This is a genomic window from Bacillus sp. JJ634 (genome assembly GCF_036962285.1).
GTDB classification, from domain to species: domain Bacteria; phylum Bacillota; class Bacilli; order Bacillales; family DSM-1321; genus Peribacillus; species Peribacillus asahii_A.
On record NZ_JBALMU010000104.1, the window covers coordinates 1 to 17,978 of the forward strand.

The following is a 17,978-nucleotide window of genomic DNA, read 5'->3' on the forward strand; positions in this document are numbered from 1 at the left end:
GCTCATGTTGTACTTTTTTATAGTGTGTACTCACTTTAAAAATTAACGTTGGCGTTTCTGTTTTGTTTAGTTTTCAAAGAACCATGTCTTAATGACGCTCAATTAATATACCATATCTTTTTAAAATTAGTCAATAACTTTTTTGAAATATTTTTTATTGAAAAAAAGGATTTTCAAAGTCAACTTTCACTTTCGTTAACTTCTCAAAGCTTCCCAAAAAGAAATCATCTATTTCGTTAGAATTCCTTCGTGGGAGTTACAATATTACTATCTTAGTATAAAGAAGTCAACAACTTTTAAAAAACACTGAAATAATAAACAATATATTTCAAGTTGACACAAAGACCTTATATAGAAGAAATTTTTCACATGTGCATTCTTCAAAAAGAAAGCATTCGTATCACTAAAAAAAATAAAAACTAACGGAGATTTAATTAATGGAGAATATCAAACAATTGCTTCAGGATTACAGCTATCCTGAAGCAACAATTCCAAATATATTGATTGAGAGAACTCCAATCGATGAATTATGATGAAATAGAACAAATCATTATTTTCAGTTACAAGAAAAGCCCGGCAAAGAAAATTTTCTCTTCACCGAGCCTTCCTTCTAGTCTATCACTCTCCAATAAATTACGGGGAGTGACAGTTATCTTACCTAATAAACAAAATACAGCAATATTGTCGTTACCACTCCTACCCAAATACAGAGTAAAAAACAATAACCCATGATATGTCGTATATGCAACCCTACAATGCTGAGTATAGGCAATGCCCAAAATGGTTGTATTAAATTGGTCCAGGCATCTCCCCAACCAACAGACATGGCTACAATTGCTGGATCCACGCCTAAATCCAATCCAGCCGGTATTTGCAAAGGCCCTTGTAAAGCCCACTGCCCTCCGCCTGACGGGGCCAACATATTCACTAATCCTGCTGTCCAATAAGTAAATACAGCGAAAGTTTCTTTATTTGAAATAGAGACCATAGCCTGAATAATATTCTCCGCTAACCCCGAACTTCCTAATACAGCAATAATTCCAGCATAAAAAGGGAATTGCAAAATAATAGGAGATATAGATTTCGCTGCTTCCTTAAATGCTTCACCATAGTTCCATAAAGAACCATGAAGTAGTAAACCGAGAGATAAAAAGAACATATTAATAATATCTAGATTTAAATCTTTCTCATTTGAAAACTTCACGATAACATATATAATTCCAATCAATCCAATTAAAATGCCTAACACTTTCGTTTTCTCTAAATAAATAGCCGGAGTAGACTCTTCTATCTCAGAACTTTTCTCCTGATTACTTTTTTCTCTGGCAGGAGGTGAATACGGTATAATATTCTGTTTCGGAGCCATAAGTAAAATAAAGAGAGGCATCGTTATTAATAAAGCAAGGAAAATGATAATCGTTCCTGAATGAAAGATTGTTTCAGATGTCGGAATAATACCCATTGTATCTTCTAAGAAATGACCTTTTGTAGCTACTGTAAGTCCAATAGAGCTAGATAAACCCGCTGTATACAAAGCGGTCGGCGCATAAGCACAAGCGACCAATAATGGAAAATGTGCTTGTTTATTCCGTTTCCCTACCTCCCTCGCTACAATGGCACCCACGACAACAGCTAACCCCCAATTGATATAATACGCGGCAGCTGATATCAAAAATGTAAGAAGGTAGGCTTTATTCGCCGTATTGGCTCTTGCCGATAATGCCTCCAACCCTTTTCTAATAAACGGAACAGAAGCAAGTACCATCCCTGTCATCAATAACAGCACCATTTGCATCGTGAAAGCCAAATAAACCCAAAAACCATCACCATAGGAGCGAATAAGATCAAGGGGATTTTTCGGCGTGCTAATATAACCAAGTATGAAAACAAGTAATGTCATCAATACTGCAATAACAAAGGCATCGGGCAAGTAACGATTAATCCACTTCGACAGCTTATCAGAAATGGCATTTAACATCATGAGGCCCCCTCTACTGTTGTCTTACCCTATTCATATGGCAGACACTTCAGCGATATGTTAAAGGTATGCTTATTTGTTTCAGACAAATGACCTTCTGGCCCGTACCACTCCAAAACTGGACCTATGCAAAAAGGAGAGTGATCACTCTCCTTTTTTATTAAATGAAAATTCCAATAAACTTTAGAGAGTGACAAGCACTACTCTTATTAAACCGCTTAATCTGTTGTAGTTGTTTCTTCCGGTGTATTTGTTGTCTCACCAGACCCTGCTGGTGTTGTTTCATCTGATTCTGTTGGTGTTGTTTCATCTTCTGTTTTTGGAGTAGAAGCCTGTTCCACTAAAGACTTCACTCGTTCAATCTCATCTGCAGCTAATTTTTGAAGTTCTTTAGACTTTTCTGCTAAAGCATCGAACTCAGAAGTACTCACCTTACGCTTTTTCTTATAAGAAGCTAACTGTTTATCAATAGCACGAAGCTTATTGATTTCGGCTTTTAGTTTCCCTTTATAGCTATTATACTTTTTAGATGCTGCTTTTTTACTTAATTCTTTATCAGCTGTTCCATCTTCACTTACATCAAAGTATAAATTAATAGATTTCGTAATCTTTTGGATTGAAGAATCGATAGTATTCAGACGTTTTTCAACTGTTTTACCAGTTTTAGATTTCACAGCAACCTTTTTCTCTTTTTCTTTCTTCTTGTTCTTAGAAGACTTATCTTCTTTCTTAACTGGATTCTTTTGCTCTATTTTTTTGTTCTCTGATCCCTTCGCACTCGCAAATGAAGTGGAACCAAATAGTAGAGTGATTGCTACTAAACTTGCTAAAACCTTTGAAAACCATTTTGTTTTCATTACCTTCTCCTCCCTGTGGTAACGGCAGCTGGCTGGCATAGATTACAATCCTTAGCCCCAATAGCTTTGTGACATCAAGTTTCCTTGATTGTACCTTTTAATATAGATTTCATTTATTTTATCGGTTTAAAATTTTAAAATTAAAGAGGTCTTTCTCCCCATAGTCTGAGTATTGTGTACTTTTCATGACATTCTCCAATACTATCCATAATGTCATTTAAAACTATAAAAAAATCAACTATCCTGTTAGATAGTTGACTGACAGACACTTTCTATTGAACTTTTATTGTTTTTGTTCGACTTTTGTTACCAGCTTTATCTTTTGCATAAACGTTTAAACTAGTACCTTTCTTTTGCTTGGCAATTTTCACAGAATAGCTGCCTGAAGAACTTGAGGCAACCGCTTGACCAAGTTTTTTACTTCCTCTATACACATAAACTGTTGCACCTTTTTCTGCTTTTCCGGTTACTTTCGTAGACTTAGTTGTTACTTTATTAACAGTCGGAATCAAAGGCGGTGTTGTCTCCCTTTGGACAACCTTTAACGTATAAGGAACTTTGTTTTCCTCGCCCTTGTTATGTCGAACTTTAATATAGTAAAGACCTTTTTTCAGATTAAGATTACTAATATTTTTAAGTTTTCCAGTACCATATCCCGTGTACAAATATTGGTAAACCAAATTGTTTTGATTAAATACTTCTACATAAAAACCTGTATCTTTTGGATTCGTTAAATATAAAGAAAGATTCATATTTTTCGTCAAGTTCAAGCTATAAAAAACTGCACCTCCAATTGGGGTGCAGTTCATTCTCTAGCAGAGCTTTTCTTTCGTACTTTATCGCTTTAAACTTTGGCCTAATCTCAAATTCTCAGCATCCTGACTATGCTTTAGGGAACCCTATTATTCATCTTTGAGTATCTTATTGATTTTTTCCTCAAAAACAGGTCCGAAACTTTCAGAATAAGTGTTAGTTAAATGTCTATTATCCCGGTAAATTACAACATTACCAATCACAGGCTGGAATTTACCGTTTACTTTAAAATAATCTGTTAAGTCAATTTTATGCAATGATTTATTCTCATTTTCAAATTGTCTCCAAAAACTTTCGTCTTTCTGATTATCTGCTAAGTTCATTTTTTTTGCAGTTTCTTCTATTCCAGCTGTTTCTAATGATTCCAACACATTAAAACTATATCTTGGGTCATCACGAATAGCTAACACTTCCATACCATATTCATCTTTAACATACTGCAGCTGATCAACCATTTGTTGTTGGATTCTATTATTAGATGTATCAGAAGCTGTAGCTTGAGCAACAATAAGATCTACATCTGCATGCTTTAGATAATCCAGAACATTATTGACCCAGATACCTTTCAACTCATCATCCGGATACCCTGTTGAAAACCGTGTACCTGAACGAGTCAGACTCAATACACGATAATTAGAATCTTTTGTTGCTTGTAATATCGCACCTAACCAATGTTCTGAATGAGAACTACCAATCAGGGCAATGGTAGCATCGTAATTTTCGGTTTTACCATATTCCCCTATTTTTAAGTCGCTATCTTTTACACCCTGATTACTGCCATCCAAATGCGCTTGTGGTAAATCATTAAAAGCTTTGGAAAATGCCGGTATCGGTTCTTTATCAGGTACATCATTAGGATTTTTTACAGCTAACGCTCCTGGGTAATTTTCATAGGTTATTTCTTTTTCTAGCTTAGATTGGCCTATATATACTCCAATCAAAAGAGATCCAATTAAGAGTACATTCACACCACCCATTAGCCCAAGTCTATTAAATGATTTATTGTTAGCTGAGCTCCGAATTGGTTTTTCTATATATCGTGTCATTAAAAAAGATAAGATAATGGATGAAATGATAATAAGAGTTCCAACGATAGCTCCTGGAGTTTCTTGAACATTATAACGATAGAATTCTAATAATACCCAATGCCATAAATAGATTCCAAAAGAAATTCCGCCTAGCTTTACCATTACAGATGAACCTAAAAAGCGTTTGACACCATATTTTGTATCGCGCGTACCAGACAAAACAATGAATAATGCGCAGATCATTGGCCATGAGGCAATATACCCTGGAAACATTTCAGATACATTGAAAATTATTCCTGTTAAAATTAAACCGATTAATCCAAGCCAACCTATCACTGTAGCAATATATTTATTTACCTTAATTGATGATAAATTGATACAGAGCAAACTACCTAAAGTAAATTCCCACACACGTGTCATCGTAATGAAATAAGCCCATGGTTGATCGATATTCGTTAAATAGATTGAGTATATAAAAGAAGAAACAAATAATATCCCTAAAATAGTATTGATTAATGTTTTAACTTTAGTTACTTTATATTTTTTTATTAACAATAAAATGAAAGTGAATATCAAAAACCAAATCATATAAAATTGTCCTTGTATAGACAAGGCCCAAAAGTGTTCAACAGGTGTTTTCATTTGGCTGGAATCTAAATAATCCGTGCTCGAAAAAGCCAGTTGCCAGTTTTGATAAAAAAACATGGAAGCAAATACTTCACGTATCGTTTTATTTAAAATTGATTCAGGTAACAAAAACCAACTTAACACCAGAACCATTCCAAGAATAAAAAATACAGAAGGAAGTAATCTTTTCATTAACTTTGTGACATATAGCCGAAAACGAAATTCTCCTGTTCGATTAATTGTGGAGACAATTGAAGTAGTAATAAGAAAACCTGAAATTACAAAGAATACATCAACCCCACCAGAAACACGATTAAGCCATATATGATAGACGGCTACCAATAGTGCGGCAACAAGGCGTAACCCTTCGATTTCGGGTCTGAATTTACTCTCAATATCAATTAATGGTTGATTCTGAATTCTATCGACTTCAGGTCTACGTTTACTCTCACTCTTAGCTAATAGTTGATTCATTTAAATCCTATCTCCTACTTGTTATGATTTTATATAATTTCAAATTATATCACCATACAACAATGATTTGTTAACATGGTAGGAAAAACTCTTTAATTTACATTTAATGGTTTGATCTTTATCAAAACCAATTCCATCAACTGCGATAAAAATACCACCCGTCGGACAATGTAAGGACTCTACTAAAGGAATAGCCCTTTTATAACACCCTTGTAAATAGGTAATCATATTCACTTTTTGACTCTACCCCTAATTCAAACCGTATCCCCATATCCCAACTATAAAACAATGATGATCTATTCTAAGTTCGAGAAAGTCTCATTCATAAAATCGTTTAAAATCATTTATACACCTCTTATATTTCTTTCATTCAACTCTACGTTCTTGAACTATTCTGACCGTTCGCATAAGAGACCATTGCTCTAATTGAACAATAGCGCCCTATTCTGGAATAAGTATATAATCACTCACTAATAAAATTCCTCCTTTTTAACCCATCATTTTCCGATCAATACATCATAGACCCCTACGAATTCTTCTTCAATTTCATCTCTAGAAACCCTTCTAAACTCTTCTGTCACGATTTCTGTTTCAGAAAAGTTTAATTGTTGAACACTGATTGTATCAGTAGATGTTGCATGAATAATAAACCCTTCCGATCCTGTATTGACATCAGGTCGTTTCATCGTTGCAATAGATTGATTATTTTCAATAAACTCTAATTCACTTTCAGTTAATGAGTAATCATTCGTACTAAGATAGTTTCTTGTTTCCATTGTAAATCGCCATGTTGGTGTAGGAATATTGTCCAGTCTTTTAATAAAGATATATTGCACATCATGAGTCATATTTACATTTGGTGTCACTCTTTTCCAAGCTCCTGATAAATCATCTAATTTAAGAGCAAGGGGACTAGCTTGAAGATTTGCTTCATTACTAGATTCATTATGTTGTTCATCACCTTGTATTTCTTTCTGTGAGACAGAACCTATAGAATCTAATTCTCGTGACGCATTTTCTTGATTGGCTGCTGAAGGCTCACTTTCTTGAGTAGTCACTTTATCTTGTTCGCTAGTTCCAACGTTTTGATTTGTTGTAGGCTCATCTGTTTTAGACAATGTCTGTTTTCTTGAATAATAACCACTTACAAATGTAAGATTGGGGAAGTTTGTAAGCTTTGATTCTGCTTCAATTTGAAAAGTGAAGTCTTTACAATCCATACAACCTACTTTATCCTTATAAACTTTTCTAGGCTCTTTTATTTCAAAACGGCCACCACCATGCGAATTTCCATCTTTAGATTCTATATATGAGACCATTTCATACAGAAAGGCTAGATTGTCATCCGAATGATAATTAATATTGAGAGATTCCGTTCTAGGAGTATTTCCCTCCATATAATTGATTTCAACTTCTGCATTAATTTCATCAATAAAATGAAGTTTAATAGAATAATCAGTTAAGGCTACCCCATCTTTATTCGTAATCGGGTTACTTTCATATGGATACCAGACTCCACCAAAAGTTTCTTTAAAAGGAGATACTTTTCTATCGAATTCTTTCTGCTGATATTCTTCATATTGTTGTAGCTCTAATCGTCTAGATTCTGCTTCTATCTGTGCATCTGCTCTTTCACTCGTTTTAATGATTTGTATGGTTATTAAGATTCCCACAACAGCAATTACACCTAGAATCATTACTTTTTTTAAGATTTTTACTGACAAACCTTTNNTTAATGATTATAAATAAAAGTAAAATACCTATTAATATTAATAATTTCACTGTTCTCCACCTTTGTTATATATTGGTAAATTTTGCATTCATCAAATTTATCTAGCTCCAGTTTTGGTATCTCTTTTATTGATAGTGAATTATAGATAAAATACAAATTAAATAACTCCCCTACAATAAAGGAATAGCACAAATGGGACTAGATTTTCTGTAAGCCAGTAATAACTTAAATACTTCTCTATTAAAAGAATAATTTCACTTCTTTTCCAGGTTGACTCAGCAGTTTTCTCCCCCCTTCATCTTTGATGACCATTCTTTCCCCTCTATAAATTTCCAATTTATAGTTTCTCCATAAGCAGATAATAATTCTGGAATTTTATAATCGCAGTTAAAAATAAAGAAATCTGCTTCGTCAGTCTTTGGACGTAATTTGTTTCTAAACTGAACCAAAATCTTAAGTTTAAAATGCCCGAGCCTAATGGGAAGTGAAAAATAGGTATCTCACGATTGTACGTAATCGGTCTTCCTTTGATTTTTCGATTAATCGAAAGGTTTATGATATCTTTTTCAATTCTCCTTTTTGCTTCTTCCTCATCTAGAAAATGTCCAAAGGTCAGATACATGGGGAAGAGATCTGTATGTAAAGCTCTTCTTTTCTGGAAATTCATTATTTTTTATGTAAAATTCTTCTCAGAAAAATCAGCAGAAATTTCTTTATTCATTTTCATCTACGCTATATCCATGATTGCACTTATCTAATACTAATATATTACTATATTCCCAATTTAATTTTCCTATAAAATTAAGGGTAAATTCTAAATTTTCGTTATTTAGAAGAGTAGTTTTCATTTTAATAAATTTTTCACTTAAACAAAGCAGCTCTTTAATAGTAAGTAATCGCAATTTCTTCAATGCAAATATCCATTTTCTTCAATTGTGTTGCTCCAGGAAATGGCCCGATAACAAAAAGACACGCATTTTTATATGCGCACCTCGATTTCGGTTATGATTTAAATTAAATTTCTTTCAAAAATATTTACTATAAAAATCGTGTCTCAACTTTCCACTTAGCTGAGCATATATTTTTGTGGTTTCACTCTTCTCATGACCGAGCAAGCTCTGGATTACTTCAAGTGGCGCACCGTTATTAATCATATGTGTAGCATAGCTGTGTCGTAGTTGATGAGGATGTATACTCTTTTTTATCCCAGCACGATTTGATATTTGTTTGATAATATATCTTAGATTATCAATACTCATACGCTTGTTTGGCATTCTTTCCGTAACAAACAAACAGGAATCCTCATCATCTCTTTCATCTAGATACCTTTTTAACCAAATACAGCAACGAGTATTAAAGTATACTTCCCTTTCTTTATCACCTTTCCCATGTACAATGACTGAATTCGTTGAGAATTAAATCAACAATACAGACAGCCATAAAGGCAACCGTTTGGTTTGTAAGAAAGTGGACTAGTAATTTAGAGAGATCCGTGAAAACGGGGAACGCACTTTTCGTTTATAAAGGTCTTTTTTATATTATTTCCCAACACAAAAACCCCTGAATTTCGCCGATTTTGGCTGGATTCAGGGATTGACTCGTGTTTTGGCTTCTATGATGGATTATTATGTAAACTAGATTGGTATAGGGTATTCATGTTATTCTTAGAAACCTTGTTCAATTACTGGGGGCCATTATCTTTAATAAAAATTGGATGTTTAGAGATTGTGAAGAAAAACACTTAAGCTAACGGGCTTTCATTAGTTTAACAAGAACAGGTCGGAAGGAATACCCTTCAACTCTATCGAAATTAGTAAAAAAAGAGGTGAAATAATGAACTTTAGTATTAAAGTAGAAAAAGTATCAGAAAATCAAATCATAATCGAGTCTCCTGCAGAACTAGGAAATCAAATCTTAGGCCTTTTTAAAGGAAGGATATACATTGATTGAATTTCTGCCTGAAGCAATAGGGAGGTCTGCCGATAACGGGTTTGTTTTAAAAATCCTGACATGAAATATTATAGCCTCATGGTTTTGGCTCAGAAGAAAGAAGCAGATATATCTGACATTGCAAATTGCATTCATGGAATTTCCGGTGACTATTTAAGCCACCATGGAGAAAATTATTTAATATCATCTGATGAAAATGATTTTGCAACACTTTAACATTATTGAAGTTCATTTATATTTGGACAAAAGAACCTTTTCTAGGAGACAAGAAAAGGCTTTTTTATCTTCAATAGGAGGTACAAATGATGTATAAGAAATTACTTATAGCATTTGCTCAAAAGGCTGGAATAGAAGTTGGAGATCACGCAATAAATAAAGCTATAGTAAGTCTTACCAGTCCTGATGAAAGAGATAAAACATATGGCCTCATAAAAAATAAAATTCTTGTTGAACCTTTTAGTTATACAAAGCAAGAATTAGAGGATTATTTATTTGTAGCCAAATTTTTCGACTCTTTAACTGGTAAGAAGGCCCCTTCAGATCCTCTTGTAATATTAATCCCATTTTATGGTTTATATAAGTTATGGGAATATACAAGAGATAATAAAAAATGGACCTATCTTTGTGAAGCTTTAATAGATCTAATAAAAAGAAGAGATCGAGATGAATATACTAAGATGCTAAAGGATCGCTCTTACCACAGTGAATATTTTGATGGATTCCCTCAATTACTGAAGAAATTTAAGAAATATGAAGAAGAAAACGACTTTTATGGGATGGCTACTTTGTTTGTTGATCTTAATGAATGTGGAAAGAAAGGGATGCAAGTAGAGGAAGTTATTAATAAATATGAACAACAATTACAAATTGAAGTGAGCAGATTAAAGAGAATAAAAGGAATAGGTTAACAATGTAAAAAAAACTTTTGTGATGAAGAACAAAATTTTATTCGACCCATTTATATAATTTATCTTCGCGAGATTCTGCGCTTCTACCTCTGACTTCAACCTATCTCCTAGGTAAGTCATTAAGGAACTCAGCAAACCCCTAATAGGCTTGATGACAGGGTTCTTACTGTAGACCGCAAAGTAAAGTAACCAAGAGCACTCTAAATTTGTGATAAAAGTATTTGGTAATACTTTTGGACATATCTTTTGATAATTATAGAATCCAATGGCAATCATTCAACTGATAGATAAATGGACAAAGTAGTTACAAAAAAAGTGGTTATTGGTAATATCAGAAGTCCCTACTTTGCCCTTAGTTGCAAGAACGCTGGTATTAGGATTAGTATAAGTAATTACTTTGCGGTTCATAGCAGCAACCCTGTCATTAAGCCATTTAGGATGACTTATGCTGTACCTCCTTCATTAAGGAAGTCGGCATTGACTTTAAGAGATTGTAAATCTCACAAATCAGAAAATAATAGAGAAAGCCCCGGCTATAAGGGGCTTTTGTTGCGCTAACCAAACAAATGTATAAAATGAAGTACAAAGGTGATCTTTCCAAAAAAATCTCGGAAGGTTTACATTTTTTGTTTTTTCCATTCTGGGTACTCGATCCCTTGTTGATTCAACCATTCTAACCGGTCCACAAACTGACCAAATGTTCTTAACTCGTTACGTTTGCTAAAAAAAGAAGGAGTTGGAAAAAAGGATACACCTCCTCCACCAGAGTTTACAGACCAACACCCTTGATGGTTTCTCGGAATGATATCCTTGGTTAACTCTCTGAAATGTTTATTCGATTCAGAATCGTGGTGTACTTGGATGTAATGTACGTCCTCGAACCATTGATCCTTAAAGAAAGCTTTCGCTCTAGGCATCGCTTCTATACTATATTCGTGAGATTCTATTGAATCAATATCTTCAAAATCCATACCGTCATTCGTATATATTCTTTTGCTCACTTCAATCTGAATGGTAAGTGTCTCCTGATTACCATAAACATATATTCTTTTCGTAACTTCTTCCACTTTCCAACACCCCTAAAATATGGAATAATTTCATAGATAATATGATTGTACTTCATTCGCCGGGAAAATGGGAATTGATTTTGAAAGATATTGTACGGTTTTAATAAAAAAACGACCAATAAAAACCCTTTCTTATTAAATTTTGATTATAAATATTATTTTCCCCTCCATACTTCATCAACGTATGTATCTGTCTAGCAATATGACTAACTATTTGGCCATGGGTAAATACTTCATCATTAGTTGCGTCGTTTTTCTGAGACCCCTTTGATTCAACAAAAATTTTTATATTGCCTTTACTTGCTTTTACATCTATTCCTTGTTGCCTTCCGGTTGAAGGCACTTCACAATCAAATCCCTTACTTTTCAAAAAGTCTGCAATAGCTATATTTACAGTATCTTCATTCAGAATAAAAGGACCTGGATTTCTCAAGGTACTATTACTAATTGACATTAGTTATCCCCCCTACTTCGTACAACCAAGAATTTTCTCCCACTCCTTTTCAGATGTTCAATTCAATGAGGGTAAACATTCCACAAATAAAATTATTAATCTTGCAAATGTTATCAAAAAAGGAATCTCCTGTTGTGTTATTCTGCCAGTTAGTGTATTAAGAAAATCTGTCAATGGTAGGATAAAAAAAACACCCACGAAAGGGTGCTTAAAGATTTTATTACTTTTTGGCTTTCTTCCCTATGGCCACCAAAAATGGTTTATGTTGATTTGGGTACCTCCCATCGAATTGTTTTTGTTCATTAGGTTCCAAGGCTTCCCATAACTTTTTAACAGCGTTATACGTTAATCTAGAAAGAGCTCCTACATTTCCTAAAATCTCATTAAAATCGGATAAAGTTTTGAAAATTTCGTGTGTTGTTAGATTAACTTCTTTATATCTCATACCCGAATAACTTAGAAAAGGTCCATGTGCCTCTTCTACTGATGTTGTATTAAATTCCTCCTGTTCATCAGGTGTTAGCGCTCTCCATAACTTTTCTTTAACTGCCAATGTTTTATCTGAAATAGGTATTGTAGCTGTATCATCTTCTTCAATGCTCTTCAAATCTCCTACAGTTTTAACAAGTTCGTTTGCTTCTAAAATAACAATTGGCATACATTTCCCCTACAAAGATTGGATTAAAACTATATTTATTCTAGCATAATTGTTGTAATTATAGGTAAATTTTACTATTATATCCTTATCGACGAAGATGATATGAAAGAACTAAACCCGTTGATGCCGTAACGCTTCCCTAATTCCTCCTTCTATCTAAAAAAGTACTTTTAAAGAGTTATTCCACAATATGACCCGATTGTTGAATAACATGACTGGCGTTTTTTTGAAACGACTTTATTGTTACTTAACATCGCCTATTCGTAAAATGTATAGAACAAATTTACCTCCTTTAATTTTAAACATAAAAAAGCCGATTTCCTAGATTAAAGAAATCGACTTTTATTCAAGTGAAGCACCTGTACTATAAAAAGGATATACCAGTCTCCCCATTAATTTGTACATATAAGGTTTAACCTTTCATCTTTACCCTTTATCATTAGAATTGGATGTTAAATATATTAATCATTTCAATAAAAAGGAGAAAGCGATTATGAGGCTTTTAATGTGCCTACATTGCCATGATCCAAGGTTCACTTTTCTTTTTTGATTATCATAACAAATTGAACCTTCTCTGTGGCCTGATTTAGAATGGATCATATATATCACTTATTTTAGTAGGGAGAGGATTTGTTTTGTCTATTATTCGTTCATTATATGTATGCTTTAAAGAGTGGATGAACTATCTCATACCCTTTCTTTCTCTTTTCTTTAAATCTTCAAACGATATTAAACTTGAAAATATCGCTCCTAGAAGTCAATTAGCACTGTATAAACAACGTTATGAAAAACAGAAGCTGCCCAAACTGACACCAACTCCAGCTTTTAGACAGCTTTGGGTTATTCTTTCTAAGTATCTGGTAAATCGGAAATCTCGCTTGGTTCTTGTCAAACCTGAAACAGTCATTAAATGGCATCGAACTGCTTTCAAACTACACTGGAGACGCAAATCAAGTAAAACAGGACGACCTAAAATATCTGAAGAAACGATTAAGCTCATAAAGAGAGTACATCATGAAAATCCTTTGCCATCACCTGAGAAAATTCATGAAAAACTACAACTGCTAGGAATAGAAAAACCTCCTGCACCTAATACAATAGCTAAATATATTCCGAGTGTAAGAAAACCACCTACTGAAAAACAAATTCAATCATGGAAGACATTCCTTAAAAATCATCAGTCTGTCACTTGGGCAACTGATTTCTTTACCATTCCAACGTTAACCTTTGATGTACTTTATGTATTAGTGATTATTGATCATCAAACTCGAAAGATTATTTCTTTTGGCGTAACATATAATCCTACAGCGCAATGGACCATACAACGATTTAGGAATGCAACGCCATATGGTGAAGTACCTACATATCTCATTCATGATAATGACACCATTTTTCGCTCCAAAATATTTCAACGGTTTTTAGCATCATCAGGCATTACCTCAAAGAAAACGGCCTATCGTTCACCGTGGCAAAACCCGTATGCAGAAAGAGTAATCGGTACAATCAAGCGTGAACTATTATCAAATCATCCCACTTAACCAATTACACTTACATAAACTACTTCACGAATACATCAACGACTACTACAACACAAATCGAACGCATCAAGGAATCGAAGGTAAGACACCCATTTCTTCACCGGTGTATATTCCAACATTAGCAGCGGAAACAAAGTTAGAAGCGACACCTGTGTTAAACGGCCTTTATCATACTTACAAAAAAGCAGCTTAACACCTCACTATCTATTTTTTAAAAACCTTCATAGAAAGGCTTATTTGGTATGCCCTTCTTTTTTGATTCTTTTATTCTCATCATCGTATATGCCCTTTACCTTTTGTCTACAATGAATCTACCGCCCTCGAAAATAAACGAATCATCCTATAAAAATAGGATGATTTAATCGTGGATTGAATTTTTGAAGTGGACACCTGTAGAGATTTTCTCTCCACAGAGCTTCCCTTCTAACCTATAATCTTCGACATATATCGAGGAGTGACAGTGGAACGTACCCTATAATATAAATTTATTACCTTATTTGATTACGGCTAAATAAAAAACAGAGAGTAAATACACTCCCTGTCTTGTTTTCACACCCCATAATTATGCATTTGCATGAAGGGAGCAATGCATTTCGTAGCAACTATGAGGTGTAGAAAAGCCCTGCAGACAATTCTCCACAGAGCTTTCCTTCCATTCTATTAATATCTCGACATATTACGAGTTACAGGTATAATCCGCGTTTATTATTTTACAGTAATAACAGTTTTTCCAGTTAAAACATTGTTTAACGCAGATGTATCTTTTGTAGTAGCAGGTGCGTCAACAACTGTAATAGAAGCTGAAGTTACTACTGGAGATGATGTAATTGAGAAAGCAGATTTAGTTGCTTCTGTTTTTACAAAAATATCTGTTGCAGCTGCGTATGTGTTATTTCCATCGATATCAATGTAAGTTTGAGTAGCATCGTTCTTAACTAATGAATCCAAGTCAACAACATACTTGCCTGCATCTGAACCAGTACCTGCAACAAATGTAGGAGTTGTAGTTACAGCTTTACCATTTAATTTAATAATAAATTCAGTTGAAGTTGGAGCTGCCGCTAAATCTTCACTAAAGACAGTAACTAATTTATTGTCAGATGTGAATGAAGCAGATTTTAATAATGGTTTAGCATTATCAACAACAGCAAGTGTTCCGCTATAGTTAGTAACTGTCTCATTGCTTAGGGATTTGACATTTGCTACAGTAAATACTGCGTTTGTATCAGATTTAGCAATTGATTCAGCTGGTAAAGTGATAGTAGCTGTATCTTGTGCCGCGTCTAATAGGATAGTAGTTCCTTCTGGAAGAGGTTTTCCAGATAGAGTATAGTTAGCTAGGTCCGTTGCAGAGTTAGCAACAGCTCCACCCTTAACAGCTTTACCAAACTCAACTGTTATAACGTTAGCTGCAGAAGTTGGATTTGATGGTAAATCAAATGATGTTGCACCTGCACCGAAGTCAATAGTGTAATTAAACACAGCAGATTTGTTACCCACTTCTGATTGGTCTGTTACTAAGTTAACCGGGAATGAGAATGCATACTTACCAGAAACTTTAGCCGCAGTATTTGCAGAATAAGTAACTTTTTTGTCCCCTGCAACAATTGCGTCAGCTGTTAAACCACCTAACAAACTAGCTGTTACATTTACACCATTATCGTTAACAATAGTTGGCTCAGCTGGATTTGCATCAGCAGCAAGACCTTCACTAAATGAAACTTCGATATCCGTAACTTCACCGTTTGCATTTTTAATTACTTTATATCCAGTTGCAACTGGTTTAGTAGAATCTTTTGTTAAAGTAACCGCTTGGCTACCAGCAGCAATGTTATTACCTAATTTATCTTGAATTGTGTTAGGGAAAACAACAGTTAAAGTTCTGCTAGTTTTGTCTGCGTATAAAGTGCTAGTAACAGGAATAAGGAATTGAGTATCATTTGTATCAGCAACTGCAGAAACTACCGCTGATGTATTTACAGCATCAAGAGTTTCATTTTTAACACCATTATTAGCAGTGAAAGCTGCAGCAACAGAAGCAACATCCATAGGCTTACTGAATGTAACAAGTATTCCTTTATCTCCTTGTGCAGTAAGTGTAGCTGTTGGTGCTGCTGAATCAACATTAACATTAAATGCTGTAGAAGTTGATACTGTTACATTTCCACCCTTATCTGTTAAGTTGATAAGTTCAATTGTATGAGTTTTACTAGTTTCTAAAGAAAGACCAGTAATTGTAGCTGTATCAGTATTGTTAAAGTTTACAGATACATACTCTCCGTTAACCTTAGCTAATCCTGAAGCGATTGGCTCAGAAGCTTTTACAGTTAGGCTTGTTGCAACAGAACCTTTAGTTTTTGCTTCAACGCTTGCGATTTCTGGTTTTTCTTTATCTTCATAAGTTAATACAGAAACGTATTTAGTAGTAGTCACATCAGTGTCAGCAGCTGTTTTAACAGGCTCAACTACTACTGTACCGTTTGTTACTTCTACATGACTTGCGTTAGCAAACGTTAAAGTAACTGTCTTTTTATCTTCTCCCAAAACAGCTGAAGTTGGGTTATTTGCACCAATAGCATATTTAGCAACTAATTGAGCGTCAGTTTTGTTAACTTCTTTGTTAAATTTAACTACAACTTGAGTAGCGTTAATCGCACTTACTGATTCAACAGCAGGAACTTTCGCAGCTTCTACTGCAGCTTCATAAGCTTTGTTGTTTTTCTCAACAGCTTTTAAGATGTTTTTAGCTAATTTAGTATCTTTAGCTTTTAGCTCTTCAACTTCAGCTTTAACGCTTTCGATTTTTTCGCCAGCTAGTTTAAGATCTGTTGTGATTAACTTTTTGCTTTCGATTTCTTTATAAGCAGCATATACTTTTAACTCAGTGTCTACAGAAGCAGCTTCTGCTTTAGCTGGAGTTGTGTAAACTTTTGTTAGTACACGACGAGCATCTGGACCGAATACTTTTTTAACTGCTGCTTCAAATGTAGCAATTTTTGCATCAAGTGCTTTTTTAGAAGATAATACTTTAGATTGTTTTCCTTCTTCCACAGCAGCTTCAAATGCTGTTCTTGAAGATTTTAATGTTACGCTGATTGCTGCAACATAGTTTTTCGCGCGGTTTAAAGAAGTTTTGCTTTTTTCTAATTTTTTAGTGTAAGCAGCTTTTTGCGCTTTACTTCCACCTTTTTTAGCGATTTCTGCCTCAGCAGCTGCATAGTATTGCTCAGCTAATTTAACTTCTTTTCTGATTGCAGAACCACTTGGAAGTTTGTTGCTTTTCTTTGCAGTGTTGTAGTAAAGGTTAAATGCTTTATCTACTTGTTTTGTAGCTTTTGTGATAGCTTTGTCAACAGAGTTTGTTGCAGCTTCTGCTTGTGGTTGTGCCACTGCTACTGCTCCTGTTAAAGCGATTGCTGATGCCGTTGCGATTTTAATTGCTTTCTTTTTACTCATTTAGAAAGTAATCTCCCTTCAAATATATCTATAGTGTTGCGCTAGGTAGCATTGCTCAAAACAGAACATACTTCATCTAACGACTTTACAGAACTAACGTCTTAAGTACTAGTAAACTAACTTTATATGTATCTTTGCAAGTTATTTGTTCTACTAGTAGTGCCTTTAGCACAAAAATAAACAACAATGATTTATCTACCAAATCATTCTTGTATAACTATAATAATACAAGTTTTTTGGAATTTCTAGCTTTTTATCAAAATTTTAGACCTATTTTATTAGTAATTTATGGGTATATTGTATATTAATATGATATCCAATCATAAAATAATAGGAATTAGGTTGAGTTATTTACAAATTAATCCATAGAAAATGAATACTTTTAACCCATGTTGATAGACATATATATTTATTACTTTCATAGATAAACAGCTCTTT

The 17,978-nt window shown here is 34.0% G+C and carries 12 protein-coding genes, 1 pseudogene and 1 riboswitch; of the genes and pseudogenes, 3 read left to right on the forward strand and 10 right to left on the reverse strand.

Features of this window, described 5'->3' with window-relative positions:
* Positions 1–658 precede the first annotated feature (658 nt).
* The 6 genes and pseudogenes from V7068_RS15425 to V7068_RS15450 all read right to left on the reverse strand — a co-directional run.
* Complete coding sequence (locus V7068_RS15425; protein ID WP_252295551.1) at positions 659–1,978, reverse strand: short-chain fatty acid transporter; 1,320 nt, start codon at positions 1,976–1,978, stop codon at positions 659–661.
* A 218-nt stretch (positions 1,979–2,196) separates the two neighbouring features.
* Positions 2,197–2,835, reverse strand: a complete 639-nt coding sequence (locus V7068_RS15430; protein WP_499713536.1) for a hypothetical protein — start codon at positions 2,833–2,835, stop codon at positions 2,197–2,199.
* Positions 2,836–2,855: 20 nt separating this feature from the next.
* Positions 2,856–2,940: riboswitch (cyclic di-GMP riboswitch) on the reverse strand.
* A gap of 167 nt (positions 2,941–3,107) precedes the next feature.
* Positions 3,108–3,605 carry an Ig-like domain-containing protein gene (locus tag V7068_RS15435; protein ID WP_499713537.1) on the reverse strand — a complete coding sequence of 166 codons (498 nt, stop codon included), beginning with the start codon at positions 3,603–3,605 and terminating at the stop codon, positions 3,108–3,110.
* 132 nt (positions 3,606–3,737) lie between these two features.
* Positions 3,738–5,777, reverse strand: coding sequence for an acyltransferase family protein (locus V7068_RS15440; RefSeq protein ID WP_499713539.1), 2,040 nt, complete (start codon positions 5,775–5,777; stop codon positions 3,738–3,740).
* 497 nt (positions 5,778–6,274) lie between these two features.
* On the reverse strand, positions 6,275–7,450 hold the full coding sequence (locus V7068_RS15445) for a hypothetical protein (RefSeq protein ID WP_499713540.1): 1,176 nt from the start codon (positions 7,448–7,450) through the stop codon (positions 6,275–6,277).
* Between the two features lie 1,084 nt (positions 7,451–8,534).
* A pseudogene (locus V7068_RS15450) lies at positions 8,535–8,924 on the reverse strand (tyrosine-type recombinase/integrase); the annotation flags it as partial.
* Positions 8,925–9,764: 840 nt separating this feature from the next.
* Here V7068_RS15450 and V7068_RS15455 point away from each other — a divergent pair.
* Positions 9,765–10,367, forward strand: a complete 603-nt coding sequence (locus V7068_RS15455; RefSeq protein WP_499713541.1) for a hypothetical protein — start codon at positions 9,765–9,767, stop codon at positions 10,365–10,367.
* Between the two features lie 617 nt (positions 10,368–10,984).
* Here V7068_RS15455 and V7068_RS15460 read toward each other — a convergent pair.
* The 3 genes from V7068_RS15460 to V7068_RS15470 all read right to left on the reverse strand — a co-directional run bounded on the left by V7068_RS15460 (position 10,985) and on the right by V7068_RS15470 (position 12,546).
* On the reverse strand, positions 10,985–11,434 hold the full coding sequence (locus tag V7068_RS15460) for a hypothetical protein (RefSeq protein ID WP_499713542.1): 450 nt from the start codon (positions 11,432–11,434) through the stop codon (positions 10,985–10,987).
* A gap of 100 nt (positions 11,435–11,534) precedes the next feature.
* Complete coding sequence (locus V7068_RS15465) at positions 11,535–11,888, reverse strand: hypothetical protein (protein WP_499713543.1); 354 nt, start codon at positions 11,886–11,888, stop codon at positions 11,535–11,537.
* A 220-nt stretch (positions 11,889–12,108) separates the two neighbouring features.
* On the reverse strand, positions 12,109–12,546 hold the full coding sequence (locus V7068_RS15470) for a hypothetical protein (RefSeq protein WP_499713545.1): 438 nt from the start codon (positions 12,544–12,546) through the stop codon (positions 12,109–12,111).
* Between the two features lie 635 nt (positions 12,547–13,181).
* Between V7068_RS15470 and V7068_RS15475 the strand changes: the two genes are divergently transcribed.
* Together V7068_RS15475 and V7068_RS15480 are read left to right on the forward strand one after the other, a co-directional pair.
* Complete coding sequence (locus tag V7068_RS15475) at positions 13,182–14,084, forward strand: DDE-type integrase/transposase/recombinase (RefSeq protein ID WP_499713546.1); 903 nt, start codon at positions 13,182–13,184, stop codon at positions 14,082–14,084.
* Entirely contained in the window at positions 14,056–14,277 is a 222-nt protein-coding gene (locus V7068_RS15480; RefSeq protein ID WP_499713548.1) for a hypothetical protein, read from the forward strand. The genes V7068_RS15475 and V7068_RS15480 overlap by 29 nt, the downstream gene beginning before the upstream one ends.
* A 512-nt stretch (positions 14,278–14,789) precedes the next feature.
* Here the strand turns inward: V7068_RS15480 and V7068_RS15485 are convergent.
* Positions 14,790–17,540: a hypothetical protein gene (locus V7068_RS15485; protein ID WP_499713549.1), complete on the reverse strand. Its 2,751-nt coding sequence runs from the start codon at positions 17,538–17,540 to the stop codon at positions 14,790–14,792.
* Between the last annotated feature and the right edge of the window lie 438 nt (positions 17,541–17,978).